Annotated in this window: 20 protein-coding genes, 1 pseudogene and 1 riboswitch; of the genes and pseudogenes, 14 read left to right on the top strand and 7 right to left on the bottom strand. The window is 69.2% G+C overall.

Translation table 11 applies throughout. The features are described from left to right. The first annotated feature begins 305 nt into the window (after nt 1-305). From AC1P0E_RS02275 to AC1P0E_RS02230, 10 genes are all read left to right on the top strand, one after another. Nucleotides 306-2,471, top strand: coding sequence for a sensor histidine kinase (locus tag AC1P0E_RS02275; RefSeq protein WP_482740455.1), 2,166 nt, complete (start codon nt 306-308; stop codon nt 2,469-2,471). Further along, on the top strand, nt 2,468-2,872 hold the full coding sequence (locus AC1P0E_RS02270) for a roadblock/LC7 domain-containing protein (RefSeq protein WP_482740454.1): 405 nt from the start codon (nt 2,468-2,470) through the stop codon (nt 2,870-2,872). The genes AC1P0E_RS02275 and AC1P0E_RS02270 overlap by 4 nt, the downstream gene beginning before the upstream one ends. Beyond that, the gene (locus tag AC1P0E_RS02265; protein WP_482740453.1) at nt 2,872-3,237 is read left to right on the top strand and encodes a DUF742 domain-containing protein; all 366 of its coding nucleotides are present in this window, start codon (nt 2,872-2,874) and stop codon (nt 3,235-3,237) included. Before AC1P0E_RS02270 ends, AC1P0E_RS02265 begins: the two co-directional genes overlap by 1 nt. Beyond that, nucleotides 3,224-3,814: a GTP-binding protein gene (locus AC1P0E_RS02260; RefSeq protein ID WP_482740452.1), complete on the top strand. Its 591-nt coding sequence runs from the start codon at nt 3,224-3,226 to the stop codon at nt 3,812-3,814. Before AC1P0E_RS02265 ends, AC1P0E_RS02260 begins: the two co-directional genes overlap by 14 nt. A gap of 104 nt (nt 3,815-3,918) precedes the next feature. Beyond that, the gene (locus tag AC1P0E_RS02255; RefSeq protein ID WP_482745625.1) at nt 3,919-4,665 is read left to right on the top strand and encodes an amino acid ABC transporter ATP-binding protein; all 747 of its coding nucleotides are present in this window, start codon (nt 3,919-3,921) and stop codon (nt 4,663-4,665) included. A gap of 46 nt (nt 4,666-4,711) precedes the next feature. After that, on the top strand, nt 4,712-5,551 hold the full coding sequence (locus AC1P0E_RS02250) for a glutamate ABC transporter substrate-binding protein (protein WP_482740451.1): 840 nt from the start codon (nt 4,712-4,714) through the stop codon (nt 5,549-5,551). Between the two features lie 98 nt (nt 5,552-5,649). Continuing rightward, entirely contained in the window at nt 5,650-6,315 is a 666-nt protein-coding gene (locus AC1P0E_RS02245; protein WP_482745624.1) for an amino acid ABC transporter permease, read from the top strand. Next, entirely contained in the window at nt 6,312-7,226 is a 915-nt protein-coding gene (locus AC1P0E_RS02240) for an amino acid ABC transporter permease (protein ID WP_482740450.1), read from the top strand. The genes AC1P0E_RS02245 and AC1P0E_RS02240 overlap by 4 nt, the downstream gene beginning before the upstream one ends. Nucleotides 7,227-7,261: 35 nt before the next feature. Further along, nucleotides 7,262-7,489, top strand: coding sequence for a hypothetical protein (locus AC1P0E_RS02235; protein ID WP_482740449.1), 228 nt, complete (start codon nt 7,262-7,264; stop codon nt 7,487-7,489). An 84-nt stretch (nt 7,490-7,573) separates the two neighbouring features. Further along, on the top strand, nt 7,574-8,842 hold the full coding sequence (locus tag AC1P0E_RS02230; RefSeq protein ID WP_482740448.1) for a cytochrome P450: 1,269 nt from the start codon (nt 7,574-7,576) through the stop codon (nt 8,840-8,842). Nucleotides 8,843-8,868: 26 nt separating this feature from the next. Here the strand turns inward: AC1P0E_RS02230 and AC1P0E_RS02225 are convergent, their stop codons facing one another. The 5 genes from AC1P0E_RS02225 to AC1P0E_RS02205 all read right to left on the bottom strand — a co-directional run bounded on the left by AC1P0E_RS02225 (nt 8,869) and on the right by AC1P0E_RS02205 (nt 15,016). Further along, complete coding sequence (locus tag AC1P0E_RS02225) at nt 8,869-9,465, bottom strand: Type-2Aa cytolytic delta-endotoxin (RefSeq protein WP_482740447.1); 597 nt, start codon at nt 9,463-9,465, stop codon at nt 8,869-8,871. Between the two features lie 96 nt (nt 9,466-9,561). Continuing rightward, complete coding sequence (locus AC1P0E_RS02220; protein ID WP_482740446.1) at nt 9,562-12,312, bottom strand: SpoIIE family protein phosphatase; 2,751 nt, start codon at nt 12,310-12,312, stop codon at nt 9,562-9,564. 47 nt (nt 12,313-12,359) lie between these two features. Beyond that, nucleotides 12,360-12,626: a DUF4873 domain-containing protein gene (locus AC1P0E_RS02215; protein ID WP_482740445.1), complete on the bottom strand. Its 267-nt coding sequence runs from the start codon at nt 12,624-12,626 to the stop codon at nt 12,360-12,362. Between the two features lie 139 nt (nt 12,627-12,765). Further along, entirely contained in the window at nt 12,766-13,545 is a 780-nt protein-coding gene (locus AC1P0E_RS02210; RefSeq protein WP_482740444.1) for a transglycosylase SLT domain-containing protein, read from the bottom strand. A 4-nt stretch (nt 13,546-13,549) separates the two neighbouring features. Further along, nucleotides 13,550-13,714: riboswitch (cyclic di-AMP (ydaO/yuaA leader) on the bottom strand. Nucleotides 13,715-14,125: 411 nt separating this feature from the next. Continuing rightward, nucleotides 14,126-15,016 (bottom strand): SDR family oxidoreductase, encoded by an 891-nt coding sequence (locus AC1P0E_RS02205; RefSeq protein WP_482740443.1) that lies wholly within the window; start codon nt 15,014-15,016, stop codon nt 14,126-14,128. A gap of 203 nt (nt 15,017-15,219) precedes the next feature. Here AC1P0E_RS02205 and AC1P0E_RS02200 point away from each other — a divergent pair, with 203 nt between their 5' ends. Beyond that, complete coding sequence (locus tag AC1P0E_RS02200; protein WP_482740442.1) at nt 15,220-17,427, top strand: glycoside hydrolase family 6 protein; 2,208 nt, start codon at nt 15,220-15,222, stop codon at nt 17,425-17,427. A 149-nt stretch (nt 17,428-17,576) separates the two neighbouring features. Here the strand turns inward: AC1P0E_RS02200 and AC1P0E_RS02195 are convergent. After that, nucleotides 17,577-18,380, bottom strand: a pseudogene (locus AC1P0E_RS02195) (GH12 family glycosyl hydrolase domain-containing protein); the annotation flags it as partial. Nucleotides 18,381-18,784: 404 nt separating this feature from the next. On the opposite strand from AC1P0E_RS02195, the gene AC1P0E_RS02190 reads away from it, so the two are divergent. Together AC1P0E_RS02190 and AC1P0E_RS02185 are read left to right on the top strand one after the other, a co-directional pair. Beyond that, entirely contained in the window at nt 18,785-19,501 is a 717-nt protein-coding gene (locus AC1P0E_RS02190) for a hypothetical protein (RefSeq protein WP_482740441.1), read from the top strand. A 70-nt stretch (nt 19,502-19,571) separates the two neighbouring features. Then, on the top strand, nt 19,572-20,123 hold the full coding sequence (locus tag AC1P0E_RS02185; RefSeq protein WP_482740440.1) for a hypothetical protein: 552 nt from the start codon (nt 19,572-19,574) through the stop codon (nt 20,121-20,123). Here the strand turns inward: AC1P0E_RS02185 and AC1P0E_RS02180 are convergent. Beyond that, nucleotides 20,078-21,103 carry a LacI family DNA-binding transcriptional regulator gene (locus AC1P0E_RS02180; RefSeq protein ID WP_482740439.1) on the bottom strand — a complete coding sequence of 342 codons (1,026 nt, stop codon included), beginning with the start codon at nt 21,101-21,103 and terminating at the stop codon, nt 20,078-20,080. The two genes, AC1P0E_RS02185 and AC1P0E_RS02180, sit on opposite strands and share 46 nt — an antisense overlap. Nucleotides 21,104-21,287: 184 nt before the next feature. Between AC1P0E_RS02180 and AC1P0E_RS02175 the strand changes: the two genes are divergently transcribed. Beyond that, nucleotides 21,288-22,541, top strand: coding sequence for a glycosyltransferase (locus AC1P0E_RS02175; protein ID WP_482740438.1), 1,254 nt, complete (start codon nt 21,288-21,290; stop codon nt 22,539-22,541). Nucleotides 22,542-22,556 lie beyond the last annotated feature (15 nt).

Genomic DNA, 22,556 nt, shown 5'->3' with positions numbered 1-22,556 from the left:
ATTACCACGTACCGATCGTGGAGGCAACCACTCCATTTCCCGGCGTGGCTGGTTATGATCTGCATTCCTCACGTCTCACAGCGGCCGGGCCGGCCTTCCCCAAGGTCCCCCAGCCTTTTGCCGGGCCTGGTCGCTGGTCTGTTTTTCCGCTCTCCCCGTCCCGAGGACCGATGTCTCCCATAGAACCCGAAGGCCCACGAGATACGTCGAGATTTCGACGGCGGCTTCGTCGGCGCCTTCGTCGTCGGCGAACCGTCCGCCTGCGCACCCTGCTCATCTGTCTGGCGGTAGTCCCCACCGTCGCGATGAGTGCCCAAGTCGTCGTGACAGCCGACCGGTCGCTGGACAAGTCGGCGCACCTGCGCTCCGATGTGGTAGCCGGTGAGCGGATCGGCGTACCCGCGTACCAGCTCATGGTCGCGTTGCAGGCCGAGCGGACGATGACGGCCGCGCGGTGGGCGGGCTCCGCGGTGCCCGACGGCGAACTGCACCGGCGGCGCGCGGCCACGGACCGGGCCGCGGACGAGTTCCGCCGGGCGGCGGACGGAGCTCTGGCGGCGACCGGGTACGTCGCGGAGGTGAAGCACAGCCTCGCGGATCTGGCCGCGTTCCGCGAGCGCGCGGACGCCCGCAGCGGGGGCGCGGATCGGACGATCGGCTACTACTCCGACCTCGTCGACCGCATCATCCGGGTGTACCAGAACCAGTTCAGCCATGCGGAAGACGCCGAGCTCATCCAGGAGAGCGGCTTGGTCGTCACGGTGTTCACGGTGTCCGAGATGGTGGCACGCGAGACCACCATCCTCGCCTCGGCCGGGCCGTCCAGGCGTCTGAGCCCTTCCGGGTTCGCCGAATTCGTCAACTCCGTCGGATCCCAGCGGTACCAGTACGACGAGTGGGTCGCGCCGTATCTGACGGCCGAGGACAAAGCGGCCTACGACCAGGTCTTCGCCTCGGACGGCTGGAAGACGAAGGTCCGCATCGAGGACGCGGTCATCTCCGACCACCAGAACACCGCGTCCGGCGTCAAGCTACCCAAGGAGGCCGACGCCTGGCGGGCCGCGTATGACGAGTTCGCGGCGCGCGTTGCCGCGCTCGACGCGAAACAGGGGCGAGCACTACTCGTGCACGCCGACGCCAAGGCCACGCAGCTGGAGAACGAAGTCATCTGGCTGATCGTCGGAAACGGCGCAGTCGTTTTTGCCGTCGCGGGGGTCGTCGTGTTCACCACCCGCTCGGTGCTGCGCCGCCTGCGCGGTCTGCACGAGAGCACGGTGGCCATCGCTGAGGAGACGCTGCCCGACGTCGTGGCCCGGCTCCAGCGCGGGCAGCCCGTCGACGCCGACGCGCTGCCCAGCCCGACCGGGGCCCAGGACGAGGTCGGGCGTATCAACGACGCGTTCGCCCGGGTCGTCGCCGTATCCGTCGACGGGCACCGGCAGCTCTCGGACGAGCGGCACGGCTTCGGCATGTTCGCCGCGGGCATCGCCTCACGCACCGGGAACCTGGTCAGCCGCCAGCTGAGCCTCACCGAGGACCTTCAGGACACTTTCGGCCACAACGAAGCACTCCTTGCCCAGTTGATGCGATCCGACCAGTTGACGGTGGGTATGCGACGGCAGATCGAGAACCTGCTCATCCTGGCCGGCGGCGAGATCCCGGACCCGCACACCGAGCCCATGCGTGTCGCCGACCTGCTGCGCGAGGCCGCCGCGGAGGTCGAGGACTTCCGGCGGATCGACCGGCAGGCCCTGGACGAGATCAGCGTGGAACCGCGGGTGATCAGCCAGGTCAGCCACCTGCTGGCGGAGCTGCTGGACAACGCCACCCGGTTCTCCCCGCCGAAGTCGAAGGTCGTCATCCGGGCCGAGCTGGTGGCTGACGGCCTTTCGGTCGAGATCGAGGACCGCGGCCCACGGGTGACGCCCGCGAGCTACGAAGAGATGAACCGGCGGCTGCACTCCGCTCCGCCGTACGCCGTCCTGGCACAGAACGCGCACCGGCTCGGCCTCTTCGTGGTCGGCCACCTCGCCGATCAGCTCCCGGCCACGGTCACGCTGCGCCGCTCGGTGTACGGCGGGACATCGGCGGTGGTGATCATCCCCGGGGAGCTGCTCGTACCGACGGAGCGGGAACCGGTACGCAAGCCCGAACCGGTCGTACGGGCGAAGCCCGAGCCGGCCCCGCGGGCGAAGTCGGAGCTGCCGAACCGACGGCCGCCCGCCGCGGAGCGGTCGCCTGACAGCGCGCACCCGCTCCGGGCCGTGGCACCGGCCGACACCCCCCGCCCGGCGCTCCCCGAGCGCGTCCCGCACACCCACATCGCCGAGCAGCTCCGCGACCCGCGCCCACCAGCAGAAGCAGCGGCCGGTCAGGAGGCGACGACACCCGAAGAGGTGGCCGACGCCTGGGCCGACTACGAACAAGGGACCCAGAAAGTGGAAGCAGAGCTCCGACAGGACCAGCCATGACGACGACATCGAACGACATGCTCTACAGCATTCTCGACAACAACCTCAGCAGGATCGCCGGCATCCAGGGCGCCGTGCTCCTCTCCAACGACGGGATCAATCTCAGCGCGTACCTGCTGGAACGGGACCAGGCGGAGCGCATAGCCGCGGCGTCCTCCGGGATCGCGGCCACGATGAAGGCGATATCCAGGGAAATCAACGGCGGCCAGGTCATCCGCCAGCTGGTCGAGATGGACGACCGCTATCTCTGCATCGTCGGATGCGGGGAGGGCAGCACACTCATCGTCGCCACCTCCCGCAAGGCACGCCTCGGCGAGCTGGGCGGTGAGGCCGTACGGACCGCCCAGGCCCTCGGCGAGTGGCTGGGCACACCCGAGCGCACCCAGGCGCTCCCGTCGTAATGCCGGACGATCCGCAACACCGGGACCGCCGCCGGACGCGGCTGTACGCCCTGACCGACGGGCGTACAGCCACTCCGCACACCGTCCTCACCATGGACACCATGATCACGGCGGCGGTCGCCGCGGACGACCACGGCGGCCTGCCCACCGAGTGGCAGGCCATCCTCGCCATGTGCCCGGCTCCGAATGGGCGGGCGGTCGCCGAGATCGCGGCCCGGATGCGGATGCGCCTCACTCCGATGACGGTCCTCCTCGGCGAACTCGCGGACCGCGGGCTGATCCATCACCGGCCGCCCCTGGAGGGCGCCGAGACCAGCAATGTCCATCTGCTCATGAGAATCAGGGACAGCCTTGCCCACCTATGACACCCCTGCCCAGGACGCGGCCCCCGTCAAGATCCTCATCGCCGGGGGATTCGGCGTCGGCAAGACCACCCTGGTCGAGACCATCTCCGAGATCGAGCCGCTGCGTACGGAAGAGCGGCTGACGGCCGCCGGTGTCGGCGTCGACGACCTCGGCGGAATCGAGTCCAAGACGGTGACCACCGTGGCGATGGACTTCGGCCGGATCACGCTCACCGACGCCGGAGTCGTCCTCTACCTGTTCGGGACACCGGGCCAGGAGCGGTTCTGGTTCATGTGGGACGACCTGCTGAACGGGGCGCTCGGGGCGATCGTGCTGGTCGACACGCGGCGCCTGGACCGCAGCTTCCCGGCGGTCGACTTCTTCGAGAGCCGCGGGCTTCCGTTCGTGGTCGGCGCCAACTGCTTCCACGGCGAGCAGCTGTACACCGCCGAGGAGATCGGGGCGGCGCTGCGGCTGCGTGACCCGAACACGCCCGTCCTCATGCTCGACGCCCGCTCCCGTACGGACGTACGCGGCGCCCTGCTTTCCCTCCTCGACCTGCTCATCGCCAAGGCACGGACCACTGCCGCGGTCTGAATCTCCCGCTTGCCTTCCCGCTTGGCTTTCTCGGCGTGCGACCGACCGGAGACGGACGGAGTATGAAGCCGATGAGCGGAGAAGCAGTGACCAAGGGAGATGCGATGCCGGGCACGGACGCCCTCGTCGTACTGAAGAACGTCAACAAGCACTTCGGGGCGCTGCACGTGCTCCAGGACATCGATCTGACCATCGCCCGCGGCGAGGTCGTCGTCGTCATCGGGCCGTCCGGGTCGGGGAAGTCCACGCTGTGCCGCGCCATCAACCGGCTGGAGGCCATCGACTCGGGCGAGATCGCCATCGACGGCAGGCCGCTGCCGGCCGAGGGCCGTGAGCTGGCCGGGCTGCGGGCCGATGTGGGCATGGTCTTCCAGTCCTTCAACCTGTTCGCCCACAAGACCGTGCTGCAGAACGTGACGCTGGGCCAGATCAAGGTCCGTAGGAAGGACAAGAAGGAAGCCGAGGAGCGGGCGCGCTCGCTCCTGGAGCGGGTGGGCGTGACCACCCAGGCGGACAAGTACCCCGCGCAGCTCTCCGGCGGCCAGCAGCAGCGCGTGGCGATCGCCCGGGCGCTGGCCATGGACCCGAAGGTGATGCTCTTCGACGAGCCGACCTCGGCACTCGACCCCGAGATGATCAACGAGGTGCTGGAGGTCATGCAGCAGCTCGCCCGTGACGGCATGACGATGGTCGTCGTCACTCACGAGATGGGCTTCGCCCGTTCGGCCGCCAACCGCGTGGTTTTCATGTCGGACGGCAGGATCGTGGAAGAGACGACGCCCGACCAGTTCTTCACCAACCCGCGCAGCGACCGGGCCAAGGACTTCCTGTCGAAGATCCTGCACCACTGAGCCGGCCTCTCGCACCCCCCACAATTCAATCCCAGGGATGATCACCATGAAGATTCTCCAAGTCACCGCCGCGGCCGCCACCGCGCTCGCACTGTCCCTGACCGCCACGGCCTGCGGTTCGGACAACGGTGACGAGAGCGGTTCGGGCGGTGACGGCAACAAGATCACCGTCGGTATCAAGTACGACCAGCCGGGCCTGGGTCTGAAGACCCCGGACGGCGAGTACACGGGATTCGACGTCGATGTGGCGACCTACGTCGCCAAGGAGCTCGGCCACGAGCCCGGCGACATCGAATGGAAGGAAGCCAAGAGCGCCGACCGCGAGACGCTCCTCGAGCGCGGCGATGTCGACTTCATCGCGGCCACCTACTCGATCAACGAGGAACGCCAGAAGAAGGTCGACTTCGCCGGCCCCTATCTCCTGGCCCACCAGGACGTCCTCGTACGCGCTGACGACAACTCCATCAAGAAGCCCGCGGACCTGAACAACAAGAAGCTCTGCTCGGTCACCGGTTCCACTTCCGCGCAGAACGTGAAGACGGAGCTCGCGCCCGACGCCCAGCTGCAGGAGTACGGCGGCTACTCCGAGTGCCTGACCGGCCTGGAAAACAACGTCATCGACGCCCTGACCACCGACGACTCGATCCTCGCCGGCTTCGCCTCCCAGCAGGAGCACCAGGGCAAGTTCAAGCTCGGCGGCTTCAAGATGAGCAACGAGAACTACGGAATCGGCGTCCAGAAGGGCAGCGACCTCAAGGGAAAGATCAACACCGCCCTGGAGAAGATGGTGTCGGACGGCTCCTGGGAGGAGTACGTCAAGAAGAACTTCGGCCCGGCCAACTACAAGAACGAGCCCGCCCCGAAGATCGGCGACATCGTCAGCTGAAGCAGGCCCCGGACCGCTGAAGCAGGTATCCGACCGGCGCGCCGCCCCGACCACGGCGGCGCGCCACGTCCTCCACCCATGCGGAAGTGCGGGAGACCGTGTTCGACTTTCTTGAAGGTTACGACCTGCTGGGAGCCTTCTGGGTGACGGTGCAGCTCGCCGTCTACTCGGCCGTCGGCTCCCTGATCTGGGGAACGCTCCTGGCCGCCATGCGGGTCAGTCCGGTGCCCCTGATGCGCGGCTTCGGCACCGGCTACGTCAACGTGGTGCGCAACATTCCGCTGACAGTGATCATTGTCTTCACCTCGCTGGGCCTGTTCCAGACGCTCGGCGTCAACCTCGGCGCGCAGGACTTCGAGACCATCAACTTCAGACTCGCCGTGCTGGGCATGATCGCCTACACCTCCGCGTTCGTCTGCGAGGCACTGCGGTCCGGCATCAACACGGTCCCCGTCGGCCAGTCGGAGGCCGCGCGCGCCATCGGCCTCAGCTTCACCCAGGTGCTGACCCTCGTCGTTCTCCCGCAGGCGTTCCGCTCGGTGGTGGGCCCGCTCGCGAACGTACTGATCGCACTGACCAAGAACACCACGGTGGCCGCCGCTATCGGTGTCGCCGAGGCCGCGGCGCTGATGCAGGAAATGATCGAGAACGAGGCGCAGCTCCTCCTCATCTCCGCCATCTTCGCGCTGGGATTCATCTGCCTCACCCTCCCGACCGGCCTGGTCCTCGGCTGGGTGAGCAAGAAGGTGGCGGTGCGGCGATGACCTCCGTTCTGTACGACGTCCCCGGACCGCGCGCCAAGCGGCGCAACGTCCTGTTCACCATCGTCTTCCTGGTGGCTCTCGCGGCCCTGATCTGGTGGGTGGGCCGGAGTCTCGCCGACAAGGGCCAGCTCGCATGGGTCAAGTGGGAGCCGTTCTTCACCGACTCCCGGGCCTGGACGACGTACATCCTGCCCGGCCTGGAGAACACGCTCATCGGCGCGGCGCTCGCCATGGTCATCGCGCTGCCCCTCGGAGCGCTGTTCGGAATCGCCCGGCTCTCCGACCACTGGTGGGTGCGCGGCGCGGCCGGCACCGTCGTGGAGTTCTTCCGCGCCATTCCGGTGCTCATCCTGATGTTCTTCGCCAACGCGGCGTACGCCGAGTTCACCGACATCAGCCCGGCCAACCGTCCCTTGTACGCCGTGGTCACCGGTCTCGTCCTCTACAACGCCTCGGTACTCGCCGAGGTCGTGCGGGCCGGAATCCTGTCCCTGCCCACCGGGCAGACCGACGCGGCCAAGGCGATCGGCATGCGCAAGGGCCAGACCATGCGGTACGTCCTGCTGCCGCAGTCGGTCACCGCGATGCTGCCGGCGCTCGTCAGCCAGTTGGTGGTGATCGTGAAGGACACCGCGCTCGGCGGAGCGCTGCTCGGCTTCTCGGAGCTGCTGGCGTCGGTCCGCCCGATGAGCGCGAACTACGGCGCGAACACCATCGCCAGCTTCACCGTCGTCGCCGTCATCTTCGTCCTCCTGAACTTCGCGCTCACCACCTTCGCCAGTTGGCTTGAGGGCCGGCTGCGGCGCGGCAAGAAGTCCACCGGTGCGGTGGTCGGCGCCGGCGCGGTCGAGGATCTCGCGACCCCGGGCGAGCACGTCGTCCCCGGCGGACCGGACAAATCGCAAAGCTGAGCGAACGCGGGGGCCCGGCGGTGAGAATGGCCGCCATGGTCGAGATCCCTGAGCCGCCCCGGGTCCTGGTCGTCGAGCACGAGAGGGAGTGCCCGCCCGGACTGTGGGGCGGATGGCTGACCGAAGCCGGGCTGCGGCTGGACATCGTGCGTCCCCAGCTGGCCGCGGCCGGGGCCGAGACGGCACGGGCCTGTCGCCCGGTCGCCCACCGCTGGGCGTCCCTGGTCCGCCGGCGCCACACGGAGCGCCTGCTGCCCTCGTGAGAGGGCGGCCGTCCGCAAGCGATATCGTGCGGCCCCAGAGGCGGCTGACCAGGGCCGGCGCGAGGAAGGGGGTGGGGTTCCGGCATGGCGATACCCATGGGCACTGTGGATCTTTTCGACCAGGGGTACGTGCTCGACCCCTTCCCCGTCTGGGACGGTCTGCGGGAGAAGGCGCCGGTGCACTACGAGCCGGACACGGGGCTGTGGCTGGTGAGCCGGTACGACGATGTACGAGCCGTATTGCTCGATACGGAGACCTTCCTGCCGGACAACGCCATGGAGGCGGTCGGCCGCTTCTCGGTGCCGGCCCTGCGTGTCCTCGCCAAGGCCAGGTTCGCCCTGCCGCCGACCCTCGCCAGTAACGGCGGCGAAAGCCACGCCGGATACCGGCGCATCATGACCCGGCTGCTCAGCGCGCAGGCCGTCACGGCCGCCGTGCCGATGGTCGAGCAGGTGAGCCGGGAATGCCTCGACCAGCTGGAGGAACGGCTCGACGCCGACGGTGTGTGCGACATCGCCACCACACTCGCGCGGGACGTTCCGTTGCGGGTGCTGCTGCGGCTGCTCGGCCTCGAACAGGCCGTCGATGTCTCCATCGACACCCTGGCCCGGTGGAGCGACGCCTCGCTGGAGCTGTTCTGGGGACGGCCGGACGCCGGCAGGCAGCTGGAACTGGCAGGGGAGGCGGCCGACTTCTACTCCTGGCTCAGGGGCCTGGTGACCGGGGCCGGCCCGGCGGGAGACTCGCTGCTCGGCGCACTGGCGGCGCACCGGCTGCCCGATGGCGAGCCACTGGGTGTGGCCGAGTCCGCCGCGGTGCTCTACTTCATGATCATCGCCGGCCAGGCGACCACCCGGCAGATGCTGAGCATCATGTACCGGCGCGCACTCGGCGAGCCCGGGCTGTGGCGGCGCTTCGCCGAGGAGCCGGACAGTGTGCGGCCCTGGACCGAGGAGATGCTGCGGCGGGAACCCCCGATCACCACGTGGCGGCGCGTCACCGGCCGGCCGGTCACCCTGCGCGGAGTGGACATCCCGGCGGGGGCGCCGCTGCTGCTGATGCTGGCCGCCACCGGCTCGGACCCCGACGTGTTCGAGAACCCGGAGCAGATCTGCCCGCACCGGTCGAACAGCCGCAAGCATCTGTCCTTCGGCGTGGGGCGGCACAGATGCTCCGGCGCCGAACTCGCCAGGACCGAGGCCGAGGTGCTGCTGCGGACGACCGCGGCGCGGCTGCCCGGCCTGCGGCTCGCGGACCCCTCCTCGCCGCCTCGGATGCAGGCGCTGCTGTCCTTCCGGGCGCCGCTCGGCGTACGGGTGGAACGAGACCGGCCTCACCCCGGCGAAGGGTGAGACACAGCGACTTCGGCGGTCGGTGATCAGCTCGCCGACGGCAGTTCCTGCCGCACAGTGATCGCGTTGAGGCGGATCGTGTACCGGGCGGTGTCCTCGACGGTCAGGGCGCGGACCTCCTCCGCGCCCAGCGCGACCGTCACATTGGCGCAGAAGGCGATGGCGTACAGAGCGTCCCCGGTCTCCTCGCCCTGAAGGGCGAACAGCAGGTTGTAGTAGTAGCTCGTACGGTCCGGCTCCTCCCGGTAGAAGGAGAGGTGCGTGCCTTCCTGGTCGCCCAGGCCCACGAATGCCCCGGTGAGTGCCTGTTCGGCCTTGTCCCAGAAGGCGGATCCGGCGGACGGGAGCGGAAGGGCCTGGCGTACGGCCTCCTTGAGGGAGAGGACCATGACGCTGACGGGAGCGGTCTCCTGCAGACCCCAGCCACGGATGATCTTCACGGTCGAGCAGTCGGGGATGCCGCTCGCCGCCCGGCTGATCTCACCGAAGTCGAAGTCCACGGTCGCCGGGGCGATCGCGTGCTGGAAACCGGCCTCGATGCTCCGCGCCCCGCGCATGAAAGACGACCCCACCTCGAAGACCGTTCTGAAGGTCGTCTTCTCGGTGGCGATCTGGTCAGCCATTGCTGCTCCTAGCGTGTCGGAAGTGATCGCGCCCGGCGGCAAGTATGCCGTTCGGCCTTCCGCCCGCCGCACGGGGCCGGTCCGTCCCGGCATCCGTCACAACGGTTCGCCGGGCAACCAGGACAGATCGTCCGGATCCAGCTCCGGCGCGGGCTCCTGACCGTTGGTCAGGGGCTGCTCGGTCCACATGACCTTGCCGGTCGGTGTGTATCTCGTGCCCCACCGTCCGGCGAACTGGGCGACGAGGAACAGGCCGCGCCCGCCTTCGTCCGTCGTGGCCGCACGCCGCAGGTGCGGGGCGGTGCTGCTGCCGTCGGACACCTCGCAGATCAGACCGCGCTCGTACATCAGCCGCACGTGGATCGGCTCGGAGCCGTAACGGATCGCGTTGGTGACCAGCTCGCTCAGCATGAGCTCGGTCGTGAATCCGATGTCCCCCAGCCCCCAGGTTTCCAGCTGACGGCCGCACGCGGCGCGGACGGGCGCGACGGCCGCGGGGTCGGACGGGACGTCCCAGTCGGCGACCCGGGCGCGGTCCAGCAGATGAGTGCGGGCGACCAGCAGCGCGATGTCGTCCCTGCGGTGCGGTGGCAGCATCGCACTGAACACGGCCTGGCAGGTCTCCTCGGGTGTCGGATTCGCCGGGTCCGCCAGGGTGTCGCGCAGAAGTCGCAGGCCGGTGTCGATGTCACGGTCGCGGTGTTCGATGAGACCGTCGGTGTAGAGGACGAGCCTGCTGCCCTCGGGCAGACGCAGTTCGGCGGTCTCGAAGGGCAGGCCGTGCAGGCCCAGGGGCGGAAAGATTGGCACTTCGAGAAAATCGACCGTGCCGTCGGGGTGGACCAGCGCGGGGGCGAAGTGCCCGGCCGTGGCCATGGTGCACAGGCCGGAGGCCGGGTCGTAGATGGCGTACAGGCAGGTGGCGCCCGCGATGCCGTCGCCGCCGTCGTCCCCCTCCTCGTCGTCGATACGCGAGACGAGCTCGTCGAGGTGGCCCAGCAGTTCGTCCGGCGACAGATCCAGGGCGGAGAAGTTGTGGACGGCGGTGCGCAGCCGGCCCATGGTGGCGGCGGCGTGCAGGCCGTGGCCGACGACGTCGCCGACGACCAGGGCGACCCGGGCGCCCGGCAGGGGGATGACGTCGAACCAGTCGCCCCCCACGCCGGCCTGCGCGGGCAGATAGCGGTACGCGACATCCAGGGCGTCCTGCTCGGGCAGGACGCGGGGCAGCAGACTGCGCTGGAGGGTCACGGCCATGGTGTGTTCGCGGGTGAAGCGACGGGCGTTGTCGATGGCCACCGCGGCGCGGGCGGCGAGTTCCTCGGCGAAGGCCAGATCCTCCTCCTCGAAGGGCTCAGTGGGCTCCGCGCGCCAGAAATTGGCCATGCCCAGGACGACCCCACGCGCCTGCAGCGGCACCGAGACCAGGGAGCGGATGCCGAAGGCGAGGGCCCGGCCGGCTCCTACGGGGTCCTGGGACCGCCAGCCGTGGGCGAGGGTCAGGTCGGCCTCGAGCACAGCGTGACCGCCGGCCAGCGCCGCCGCCATCGGAGTGGTGGGGACGACGAACCTGATCAGGTCGCCCACCGGCTGGAACGGGCGGTCCTCCCGGCCGCCGCTCACGGCCGCGCGACGCATCTCGGTGTGCGCGCCCGTCGGCTCCTCGCCGCGCAGTACGGGGTCCAGCAGCTCCACCGTGGCGAAGTCCGCGAACCGGGGGACCGCCACCTCCGACAGTTCCTCGGCGGTACGCACCACGTCCAGCGTGGTCCCGATCCGTACTCCGGCCTCGTACAGCAGCTTCAGGCGCTCCCGCGCCACCTCGGCCGCGCCGGACAGCGCCCGCAGGTCGGTGGTGTCGCGGAGCGTCGCGACCGTGCCGGGGGGACCGCCGTACGGGGCGGTGGGCCGGGTATTGACGGCCAGCAGCCGGTCGCCGGCCAGGTGGACCTCGTCGCTCACGGCGCGGCCCGAGGTCAGCAGCTCGGCGATGGGGGCGTCGAGGCCCAGGTCGGTGACGTGCCGTCCCTCCGCGCCGGCGGGCAGTTCGAGGAGCCTGCGGGCCTCGTCGTTCAGCAGCGTCATCCGGCCGTCGTCCCCGATGATGAGCACCCCCTCCCGTACGGCGTGCAGAACCGCGTCGTGGTGCTCGTACATCCGGGTCATCTCGGTGGGGCCGAGACCGTGCGTCTGCCGGCGCAGCCGCCTGCTCACGAGCACGGCGCTGCCGGTGGCGAGGGCGAGCGCGCCGACGGCGGAACCCAAGAGCATCGGCAGATGGCGGTCCACCGCGTCACCGACGTTCTCGACCGTGACGCCGGCGGTGACCAGGCCGACGACGGAACCGTCGGCGTCGGTCACGGGGACGACGGCCCGGGCCGCGTCGTTCGGGGCGCCCTTGAAGATCTCCGTGAAGGCTTCTCCGGCCGTGGCGCGTTCCACGGCCTCGGCGCGCTCGCCGACCAGCGTCGGATCGGTGTCGACGTACCGGGTGCCGTCCGGTGCCATCACGGCCATGAAGTCCACACCCGACCCCCGTTGGGCCGCATCCATGTGGTCTCGCAGCGCGGCGGCCGGATCGGGAGACCGCAGGGACTCGACGGTGCCAGGGGCGTCCGCGAAGCCCTCCGCCGCGGCGAGCGAGCGGTTACGGGCGTCCCCCTCGCTGTCGTGGCGCGTCTGGACGGTGAGCGCCACCACAGCGGCGGTGATCAGCAGCACCGCGACCACGATCTGGAGGAAGAGCACCTGACCGGCGGCGCTGCGCACCTCCAGCCGGGACAGCCCTCCTCGCCGAGACGAGCGCGGTGAGCCGACACCCCTGGGTCGTGCGAGATGTCCGCTCATGCCCTATTTTTAGCATTACATGTCTTATTGCGGGCGACCGTGCGGTCCTAGAACGGGATCGAGCCGACCCCGGAAATCTTCAGCCGTCCGCTGCCGATGGCGGTGCGCTTCGCCACCACGTCGGCCTCCCGGCCGTCGGCCAGCCGCAGCGTGACATGTCCGCTGTCCATCGCCGCGTAGAACTCTTCCGGCACATTGTCGGTCTGGGCGCTGCCGCCCCACTCGAGCCCGGAGCTGCCTCCGCTCAACGTGGCCACGACATCGATCTCGGCATCACTGGTGATGAGGACCGCAGGGCCCTGATAGTTGCTCATGCCCCCAGTGTGCGCCCGCCGGCCGCTGCTTCCCGCCACATGGACGCGGCCGCGGGTACGCGAACGGCCTGCCTGCTCCAGCGAGGCACCCTCCGGGGCCCTGCTGGAGCAGGCAGGCCGTAACTTCCCTGCGGCCGCTCTAGTACGGGCCGTTCACATTGTCGATCGAGCCGTACCGGTCGGCGGCGTAGTTGCACGCGGCGGTGATGTTGGCGACCGGGTCGTAGCTGTCCATCGACGTACCGGGCACGTGGTAGGCCTGGAAGGTCGGCGCGATGACCTGGAGGAGGCCCTTGGACGGCGTGCCGTTCTGCGCGTTGATGTCCCAGTTGTTGATGGCCATCGGGTTGCCCGACGACTCGCGCATGATGTTGCGGTGGATGCCCTCGTAGGTGCCGGGGATGCCGCGCTCGGCCATGACGGCCAGCGACTCCTTGATCCAGCCGTCCAGGTCGTTGGTGTACGTCGTGGTCTTGGCGACGGCGGCGCGGGTCTCGGAGCGGTCGGCCCGGTCGGACGACGGCTTGGCCTTCGCGGGCGTCTCGGCCTTGGTATCGGCCTTGGCCTTGGCCTTCGCGCCGATCGTCAGCTTGAGGCCGGGGTGAATCAGCGCCGGGTCGTCACCGATGACCTGCCGGTTGTCCTCGTACAGCTTCTTCCAGCTGCCGCTCACGGAGTGCGCTTTCGCGATCTTGGAAAGGGAGTCACCCGCGACGACCGTGTGGGTCGTGGGTGCGGCCTTCTTCGCGGCGGCCGGGGCGGCGGCCACGGACTTCTCCACGGCGGCGGGCTGCGCCGCGCCGGCGGTGGTCGCGCCGATCAGCGGCATTGCCAGTGCGGCGCCACCGGTGCCGGCGGCGATGAGGCCACGGGTGAGAGATCTGGCCTTGGGACGGCGGTGCTTACCCATCGAGGGCATGACGAATTCCTCTCCGTCGCCTGCGAGGTGAGCTGTCGGGTTCGGGCTGGAGATGCCCGGTCGCACGGTCCGTGCGACTTCACCCCAAGCCGTTCCGGACGCATTCCGGATCGGCGGCTTACCTGGGTCCCCCGCTCCTGCCGTACGTGAGTGTGAGTGGGTGCGGATTCCGGACGGCGGCAGGATTCGGCGGTCCACCCGGATTGACCGTGACGGTAGGCGAGAGCGACGGCGAGAACAAGCCCTGGATTCCGCGGCGCAATCGCTCGGCGTATCAGGGCGCGGAAACTTCTGTCACTGTCCGTGGGCGCCAGACTCAACTTGCTTTCTGCGGAAGCAAACTGACGCCGACGGAACTGGCCGCATTCGGTCTCGGACGTGACTCGTATCACGGGCGACAGGGCAGGGCGACCTTTCGGGCAAACCGCCCACATTGGTCAATTCATGGGCTAAACGCGCACGGAAAGCGGACTTGATCGCCCATTTCGCCAATCGCCTGTGGACGTAAGGAAGTTGCCCCCTGCCCCGAGGGGCAAGGGGCGCGCACGTCCGTCGTCGGCCGTCTTACCGCAGCGGCGTTTTACGGCAGCGGCGTGCCACCAGTGGCGTTGACGATCTCGGCCGTGATGTAGCTCGCCTGCGGGGAAGCGAGGAACACGTATGCCGGAGCCATTTCGGCCGGCTGTGCGGGCCGCCCCAGCGGTGCCTGCTTTCCGAACTCCGTGGTGTCCGGCATGGTCGCCGGAATCAGCGGCGTCCACACCGGCCCCGGAGCGACGGCGTTGACGCGGATTCCGCTGGACGCCACCATTTGGGCCAGCCCCTGAGTGAAGGCGACAATGGCCGACTTCGTCATGGCGTAGTCGAGCAGATGCGGGCTGGGCTTGTACGCCTGAACGGAGGACGAGTTGATAATGCAGCCCCCCTCGGGGATGTGGGGGAGTGCCATCTTCGACAGCCAGAACATGCCGTAGAGATTGGTCTTCATTACGCGATCGAATTGCTCGGTCGTGATAGCGCCGATGCCGTCGGGCTGGGACATTTGATATGCGGCGTTGTTCACCAGGATGTTGATGTGGCCGAATTCCGCGACGGCGCGCTCAATGAGTGCTCGGCACTGCTCCTCGTCCCGGATGTCACAGCTCATGGTGACCGCCCTGCGGCCTGCTTCCTCGACGAGTCGTGAGGTGTCGGCAGCTTCCTTCTCTTCCTCCGGAAGGTGGGTGAGCAGCACATCGGCACCCTCGCGTGCGAAGGCCAGACACACCGCCCGGCCGATCCCCGAATCTCCGCCGGTCACCACTGCGGCGAGGCCCTTCAGCAGCCCGTTGCCCCGGTAGGAGTCCTCGCCGTGATCGGGCGGCGGATCCATCGGGCCCGTCCAGCCGGGGTGAGCCTGTTCCTGGTCCGGGAGCTCGGGCTGCGGATGCTTCGTGACGGGGTTTTCCACCTCGCGACTCTCTTCGTTCATCGCGGCCTCCTTGTTGATCCGATTTGGTCACATCTGGGTTCCCCAAAGCCCAGTGCCCGAATCCGGCTGGAGGCAGTCGGTCAATCGGAACGGAGCTTGTCATGTTCATTGACAGGCGTGCGGGCCGCTGCTTGATTGATGCCGCAGCACGTTTGGGAGCGCTCCCATTCGCCTCGGCAGTCTTCTGACAGGGAGATCCGCACGTGAGCCATCACAGAAAAAGCCGAAGAGCGTTAGCGGCTGTCGCCGCCGGCACCGCCACTGGCCTGCTGCTCTCCGCGGCCGGACTGCTCGGCACCACGTCGGCGGTCGCGGCCGAGGCGGCCGAGGCGCACGTCGACAATCCGTTCGCGGGTGCCTCGTCCTACGTCAACCCCGACTACGCGACACTGATCGACGGGTCCATCGCCAAGACCGCCGACGCCACGGTCAAGGCGAAGATGGAGAAGGTCAAGGGCTACCCCACCGCCGTCTGGCTGGACCGCATCGCCGCGATACACGGCGGCAGCGCCAACGGGGGCCGCAAGAGTCTGGCCGACCACCTCGACCTGGCGCTGGCCCAGAAGAAGCCCGGACAGCCGCTGACCGCCACGTTCGTGGTGTACGACCTGCCGGGCCGGGACTGCGCCGCCCTCGCCTCCAACGGTGAACTGCCCCTCACGCAGGCGGGCCTGGACCGCTACAAGGCCGAGTACATCGACGCCATCACCAGCGTCTTCGCCAACCCGAAGTACCAGGACATCCGCATCACCACGGTGATCGAACCGGACGGCCTGCCGAACCTGGTCACCAACCTGGCGGACCCCGAGTGCGCGCAGGCGAAGAGCAGCGGCATCCAGGTCAAGGGCATCCAGTACGCCCTGGACAAGCTGCACGCCATCCCGAACGTCTACACGTACCTGGACTTCGCCCACTCCGGCTGGCTGGGCTGGGACACCAACCTGACGCAGACCACGCAGCTGTACACGGACGTCGCGAAGGGCACCGCCGCGGGTCTGAGCAGCGTCGACGGCCTGATCACCAACGTCTCCAACTACACGCCGCTGGCCGAGCCGTTCCTCACCGACCCCGACAAGACCATCGGCGGGAACATGGTCAAGTCGGGCAAGTTCTACGAGTGGAACCCGAACTTCGACGAGTCGGACTTCACCAAGTCCGTCCACCGGGCGCTGGTCGCCCAGGGCTGGCCCGCGTCCACCGGCATGGTCGTCGACACCTCCCGCAACGGCTGGGGCGGCAGCGGGCGGCCGACCGCCGAAAGCACCAGCACCACCCTCGACACGTACGTGAGCGAGTCCAAGGCGGACCGGCGGGCCCACCGCGGGCTGTGGTGCAACCACAGCGGCGCCGGTATGGGGCAGCCGCCGCAGGCCGCCCCCGCCGGCTACCCGGATTCGCATCTGGACGCGTTCCTGTGGGTCAAGCCGCCCGGCGAATCGGACGGCGCGAGCGAGGACATCCCGAACGACGAGGGCAAGCGCCCGGACCCGATGTGCAACCCGTCGTACACCGCGCCCAACGCCGGCAACGGCAAGACCGGCGCGCTGCCGGACGCGCCACTGGCCGGTCACTGGTTCCACAACCAGTTCGAGATGCTGGTGAGGAACGCCTACCCGGCCGTCCCCACCGACGGCGGCGGCGACCCGGACCCGACGGACACCCAGGCGCCGACCGCGCCCACGGCCCTGAGCAGCACGGCGAAGACGGCGAACAGTGTGTCGCTGGCGTGGAGCGCGTCGACGGACAACGTCGGGGTGACGGGGTACGACGTCTACCGGGGCACGGCGAAGGTGAACACGGCGCCGGTGGCCGGTACGTCCTTCACGGACACGGGCCTGTCGCCGTCCACGGCGTACACCTACACGGTGCGGGCACGTGACGCGGCGGGCAACGTGTCGGCGGCCTCCGCGGTGTTGAGCGTGACGACCGGGGCCGCAGGCGGTGGCGGCGATCCGTCCGGTGCGCTGAAGGTCCGGTACAAGAACAATGACGCCTCCGCCACGGACAACTCCATCCGCCCCGATCTTCAGGTGGTCAACACCGGTTCCGCCGCGCTCGATCTGAGCAAGGTCTCGGCGCGTTACTACTTCACCCGTGACGGCGGGTCGCCCACGGTGAGCGCGTTCTGCGACTACGCGGCGGTGGGCTGCTCGCAGGTGAAGCTGCGCGTCGTTGCGCTGACCACTCCGGTCGCGGGTGCGGACGCCTACCTGGAGGTGACGTTCTCGGGTGGCTCGCTGGCGGCCGGGAAGGACACCGGTGACGTCCGGCTGAGGCTGAGCAAGTCCGACTGGTCCAACTTCAACGAGGCCAACGATTACAGCCGTACGGCGGCTACCGCGTACGCCGATGCGCCGGCCATCCCGGCGTACACCGGCAGCACGCTCGCCTGGGGCACCCCGCCGGCCTGACCGGCGAACGCTCGTCACTCCTGACCCCTGTCCCCGCCCGGCCGCCGTACCGGCCGGGCGGGGACAGGCCCATTTCCGGGTTCTAAGCCACCGTGCACGCGGTCCCGTTGAGACTGAACCGCGTCGGCTTGGTGAACGTTCCCGAGTACGGGATCGCCCGGACCGCCGCCACCGCCGCCGTTCACCGTGGAGGAGAAGGACTCGACCTTCAGGCCGGCCCCGTTCTCCCAGGGCTCGAACCCGGCCTGCACGCTGGTGACGTACCACGACTCCTGTGCCAGCCCACGGGCCACGGCCTGGTCGACGAAGTCCATGACGTCGAAGCTCCAGCTCGCGATCGCCGAAGGCGCGACGAACGAAATCACGTCATTGAGGCCGTTGTTGCCGGTCCAGACCTCCCAGGTGCGGCCGGCGACCGTCGCCGTGCCGGTCCTCGAACCGACCGGGTTGACGGGGCCGACCCGGTTGAACCAGATCATGATCTCGGTCTCGCTCACGCCGTCCGTCTTGGGCGCCGGGTCGAGCCAGATGTCGTACGACGCGTTGTAGACCGCGTTGGCGACGTACCCGTAGGAGATGCTGCTCGGCGCGCTGCTGATCGAGTCGACCCGCATCGGCAGGCTGGTGCCGGGGGAGCAGTTCGTGTAGTGGCAGCCGTTGTAGACGGAGGGGTACGACTTGGGCGCCCCGTTGGTCGGTACGCCGCCGTCGGCGCGCGTGACCTCGAAGCCGGTCGCGGTCGCGTTGACGCACTGCGCGGCGCTGGTGCCCCAGCGGTTGTTCTGGACCACGTAGCGGCCCTGGATGGTGGTGGAACCGAACTGATCGCATATCAGCGTGTCGGCCTGTGCGGGCCCTGCCGTCGTCACGAGAGCGGCCAGTGACGCCAAGGCCACCAGCATCGTCATGACTGCTGTGCGGACGGACCGGACACCGTGCGGTAGCGGTCTCATGTGGCTCCTTCGGTGAGAAGCGTTGCGGGTGGGATGGGAGCGCTCCCGCCCAGAGCCTCTGGGAGCGCTCCCACTTGTGCTTCGGGCAGGACTGTAGGGACCTCCCGAGGTACTGGCAAGGGCCGTGACCCGCAAGGCGATTGGGCATGGGGGCGCCCCGTGCGCATAGCACCACGGCCGCCGCCCGGCGAGGACTCATCAGGCCGAATGTGCCCGCCGTACGCCTTCTTGGCCGGTTCACGTCGCCCGATAGCGATTGACGGGAGCGTGTCAATTCCGCACAGTGAAGTTGAGGAAGGGGCCGCATTCGGCCGGCCTCCCTGAATGGGAGCGCTCCCGAAAATCCCTTCCCTTTTCCGCTCGGACCCTGTTCATCCGTCCTGCCCGCACAGGAGGAAATCCCCATGCGCAGACCCGCGTTACAACTGGCCCTGGCCGGCCTCGCCGCCCTCGCACTGGTGCTCGCCACGATCGCCGTCCAACTGACCACCTCCCGGACGGCCACCGCCGCCGCCGGCCAGACCACGGCCGTCCCCGGCGGCCCGGACAGCTTCACCCAGCAGCTGCCGACCGGCGGAGCCTCGCAGTACACCACCCCGCTCGAACGCTGCCACACCAGCCCCAGCTACCCGATCTCCGGCACCAACCCCATCCTGAACGAGCCGCTGACCACGTCCTTCACCTCGAACGTCCCGCTCACCGTCAGCGTGCGAGCCGACAACACCACCGGTTACGGGCTGCGGGAGCTGGTCTTCACCAACCGCTCCGACAAGCCGGTCCACCTGGACTGCGGCGTGCTGATCTTCCGCGCTCCGTCCGGCTCCGACCAGCACCACTACGGTGCCTCCCAGGCGTTCGGGCACCCGCAGCAGGACTTCCTCGAGGTCAAGCGGGGCGACGGTACGTCGTTCTACATCGCGCGCCTCGGCTTCCACGACGTGTCGCTTCCCCAGCGCGGCATCGACCCCGGCCACACCTGGGTGTACAAGCTCGGCGGCCCGAACCAGGGCGCGGTGGCCCTGGAGACCACCCGTGACTCCGTCCGCTTCACCGCGGACCTGAACGTCTCTTCCAACACCGACCTGGTGAAGAAGTACGGCACCGTCCGCTACGCCAACTGACCACCCACCCCGCCTCGAGGACCGGGCCTACGCCCCCGGTCCTCGAGGCCCGTGCCACGGAAGGAGTCATATGCGCGCCGACCGCGCCCGTCTGCTGCGGCTGTCCTGCGTGATCGCCGCACTGATCGCGGTGGCCCTGGTCAGCCGCGCCCACGACACCGCCGGCTCGTCGGCCTCCACGGGACAGGCGTCCGAGGCCGGAGCCACCGCCGGGCAGGCCGCCCGGTCGGCCGCGCAGACCCACCTCGGACTGCTCTCCGGCGGAGACTGGTCGGCGGCATGGGAGGGATGGAGCAGCGGCGCCCAGCGACACGTCCCCCGGGACACCTATGTCCGTACGCACCGGATCTGCCACCCCCTGCTCGCCGTCCCGTTCCAGACGGTACGGGCGGTCCCGCTGGACCGGCGTACGGTCGACATCGGCTGGCAGGGCGGGGAGGCCTCCGGCACCCTGCGCATGGTGTCCGAGCGAGGCGTATGGCGTGTCGCGCCGACCAGGACGCAACTGGCCCGGTACGAGAACGGACCCGACGCGGCGGTCGCCGCACTGCGCGGCCGCGGTGAATGCGACGCACGTCAGGCCGAGGCGCGCACCACCAGCTTCGTGCGCAGGATGACGTGACGCCAGGCCGCGCTGGGCTCGTCCATGTCCTCCAGCAGTACGCGTGCCATGGCGCGGCCCATCTCCTCCACCGGCTGGCGGACGGTGGTGAGTTGAGGATCGGTGTGCTGCGCGAGAGGGGAGTCGTCGAACCCCACGACGGCCACGTCCTCCGGCACCCGGCGGCCTGCCGCGCGCAAGGTGTGCAATGCGCCCGCGGCCATGGTGTCCGACGCGGCGAACACCGCGTCCAGCTCCGGATGGCGCTCCAGGAGCTCGGCCATCGCCCGGCGCCCGCTCTCCTCCGTGAAGTCGCCCTGCGCGATCAATGACGCCTCCACCTCGCCGAAGGCCTTCCGCATCTCCTCCTGGTAGCCCCGGAGCCGGCACTGCGCGACGTACATGTCCGGTGGCCCCGTCACCGTGGCGATGGCCCGCCGCCCCGTGTCCACCAGGTGGCGGACCGCCGACCGGGCCCCGCCGACGTTGTCGGAGTCGACGTACGACACCGACTCGTCGCTGGAGCGCCGGCCACTGAGGACGGTGGGCAGTTCCAGTTCGGCGAGCATGTCGGGGAGCGGGTCGTCGCCGTGCAGTGACACCATCAGCACCCCGTCCACCCGGCCGGCGCGCGCGTACTGCACGAATCGCTGCCGTTCCTTTTCGGTGCGTACGAGCGTCAGCAGCAGCTGGATCTCGGTGTCGGCCAGTCCGGCGCCGACCGCGTGGACGATGCCGGAGAAGAACGGCTCAGCGAAGAAGCGCCGCTCGGTCTCCGTGATCACCAGCGCCACCGCGTCGGTGCGGCTGCCGGCCAGGGCGCGGGCGGCGTGGTTGGGAACGTAGCCGAGCTCGGCTATCGCCCGTTCGACCATCAGCCGTGTCGCGTCCTTCACCCCGGGCGCCTTGTTGATGACACGGGACACCGTGCCCCGCCCGACGCCCGCGAACGCGGCGACTTCCTCGAGCGTGGGCGAGCCCGTACGTCCTCTCGTCACCATCGCGCGCGTCCTCCAGGAGGGATATCCGGTCCTCGGAGCACCTGTTGGTGCGAGGACAGGTCACATCGAATCACCGGACGCACTCCCGGCCCAACCCGTTGATCACATTGATCGGTGCGTCACCGCGTCGGCGCGGGCCGCTCAAGAGGATGATTCGAGCGGGAAAATGCTGTCGAGCGAACGAATGGTGATCTCTGGCATGCGCGTCCTGTGTACTTCGATTCTCTCCCCATCCCATACGCGCGAGGCCCTCCGCTTCGCGCGCCTGCTGTCCGGCGCGGGTCACGAAGTGCACATCGCCACCGAGGAGCACCTGCTCGGTTTCTTCCTGGACCAGGGCGTCACCGCGACGGCATGTCTGCCCAGCCTGTTCGGCGACGCGATGACGGCCGGGGAGGAAACCCGGGACGCCGTCAGGCACATGCAGACCGGGACGGCGTCCCCGGACTCGGCGGCACTCGTACTCGCGGGCCCGCACCTGCTCGGTCACTTCAAGGCGCTGGACGCGATGGCCCACGACTTCAAGCCGGATCTGCTGCTGCGTGACGCGATGGACGTCGGCGCCTGCCTCGTGGCCGAGCAACTGGGGATCCCGCAGGTGGCGCTGGTGTCGGGGGCGAAGGGCTTCACCGACCCGGCGGCTCTGCTCGGGCACCTGAACGAGTGGCGCGCCACCGCCGGCCTGCCCGCGCAGCGGGACCCGCTGTCCCTGATGCCGCACGGCCACCTGGACTACCTCCCGCCGTCCTGCACCTTCGCTCCGCACCTCCCGCCCGCGCACGCGTACCGGCAGCCGGCCTTCGCCGATCCCCGCGCGAAACTTCCCAGCTGGATCGTCGGCCTCCCCGCCGACCGGCCACTGGTGTACGCCGGGATCGGCTGCGCCCTGCCGCTCTTCCTGCCCCCGCCGGACGGGCACCAGCCGCTGCCCGGCCAGCCGGATCCGGGGACCGTCCTGCGGTCCATGATCGAAGGGCTGTCGCGGCTCGACTGCACAGCCGTGGTGTCCACCAGCGGTGTGACCGTCGCCGGTCTGGATCCCGCGCCCCATGTGCATGTCGTCGATCACGTACCGCAGCCACTGCTGCTCGAAGCGGCCGACCTCTTCCTCACCCACGGCGGTTACACCGGCGTGCGGGAGTCGATCAGTACCGCGACTCCCATGGCGGTCCTGCCCCAGACGGCGGACCAGCCGATGAACGCGCGGCGCGTCACGGAGCTGGGCCTCGGCAGCGAGGTCACCGAACCCACTCCGTCCGGCATCGCGTCGACGTGCCGCCGGCTGCTCGACGACGGCTCCGTACTGCGGCGAGTGAAGCAGGCCCGGCTGGCCTCCCTCGCGCTGCCGACCGTCGAAGCAGCGGTGGACGACTTGGAAAGCCTGGTCAATCACCATGCGGCCGCACAAAGGAAAGGCCCGTGTGGTACCCACGGGTGACTGACGTCGACACCG

Source organism: Streptomyces sp. TRD_SC_5, assembly GCF_056836825.1.
The sequence above is the reverse complement of the archived record's forward strand: the minus strand, read 5'-3'. Positions and strand labels throughout refer to the sequence as shown.

What these genes read in the sequence shown, in the direction of transcription:
- AC1P0E_RS02275 (WP_482740455.1), top strand. Translation starts at nt 306, where the DNA reads ATGAGTGCCCAAGTCGTCGTGACAGCCGACCGGTCGCTGGACAAGTCG.
- AC1P0E_RS02270 (WP_482740454.1), top strand. Translation starts at nt 2,468, where the DNA reads ATGACGACGACATCGAACGACATGCTCTACAGCATTCTCGACAACAAC.
- AC1P0E_RS02265 (WP_482740453.1), top strand. Translation starts at nt 2,872, where the DNA reads ATGCCGGACGATCCGCAACACCGGGACCGCCGCCGGACGCGGCTGTAC.
- AC1P0E_RS02255 (WP_482745625.1), top strand. Translation starts at nt 3,919, where the DNA reads ATGCCGGGCACGGACGCCCTCGTCGTACTGAAGAACGTCAACAAGCAC.
- AC1P0E_RS02250 (WP_482740451.1), top strand. Translation starts at nt 4,712, where the DNA reads ATGAAGATTCTCCAAGTCACCGCCGCGGCCGCCACCGCGCTCGCACTG.
- AC1P0E_RS02240 (WP_482740450.1), top strand. Translation starts at nt 6,312, where the DNA reads ATGACCTCCGTTCTGTACGACGTCCCCGGACCGCGCGCCAAGCGGCGC.
- AC1P0E_RS02235 (WP_482740449.1), top strand. Translation starts at nt 7,262, where the DNA reads ATGGTCGAGATCCCTGAGCCGCCCCGGGTCCTGGTCGTCGAGCACGAG.
- AC1P0E_RS02230 (WP_482740448.1), top strand. Translation starts at nt 7,574, where the DNA reads ATGGCGATACCCATGGGCACTGTGGATCTTTTCGACCAGGGGTACGTG.
- AC1P0E_RS02225 (WP_482740447.1), bottom strand. Translation starts at nt 9,465, where the DNA reads ATGGCTGACCAGATCGCCACCGAGAAGACGACCTTCAGAACGGTCTTC.
- AC1P0E_RS02220 (WP_482740446.1), bottom strand. Translation starts at nt 12,312, where the DNA reads ATGAGCGGACATCTCGCACGACCCAGGGGTGTCGGCTCACCGCGCTCG.
- AC1P0E_RS02215 (WP_482740445.1), bottom strand. Translation starts at nt 12,626, where the DNA reads ATGAGCAACTATCAGGGCCCTGCGGTCCTCATCACCAGTGATGCCGAG.
- AC1P0E_RS02210 (WP_482740444.1), bottom strand. Translation starts at nt 13,545, where the DNA reads ATGCCCTCGATGGGTAAGCACCGCCGTCCCAAGGCCAGATCTCTCACC.
- AC1P0E_RS02205 (WP_482740443.1), bottom strand. Translation starts at nt 15,016, where the DNA reads ATGAACGAAGAGAGTCGCGAGGTGGAAAACCCCGTCACGAAGCATCCG.
- AC1P0E_RS02190 (WP_482740441.1), top strand. Translation starts at nt 18,785, where the DNA reads ATGCGCAGACCCGCGTTACAACTGGCCCTGGCCGGCCTCGCCGCCCTC.
- AC1P0E_RS02185 (WP_482740440.1), top strand. Translation starts at nt 19,572, where the DNA reads ATGCGCGCCGACCGCGCCCGTCTGCTGCGGCTGTCCTGCGTGATCGCC.
- AC1P0E_RS02180 (WP_482740439.1), bottom strand. Translation starts at nt 21,103, where the DNA reads ATGGTGACGAGAGGACGTACGGGCTCGCCCACGCTCGAGGAAGTCGCC.
- AC1P0E_RS02175 (WP_482740438.1), top strand. Translation starts at nt 21,288, where the DNA reads ATGGTGATCTCTGGCATGCGCGTCCTGTGTACTTCGATTCTCTCCCCA.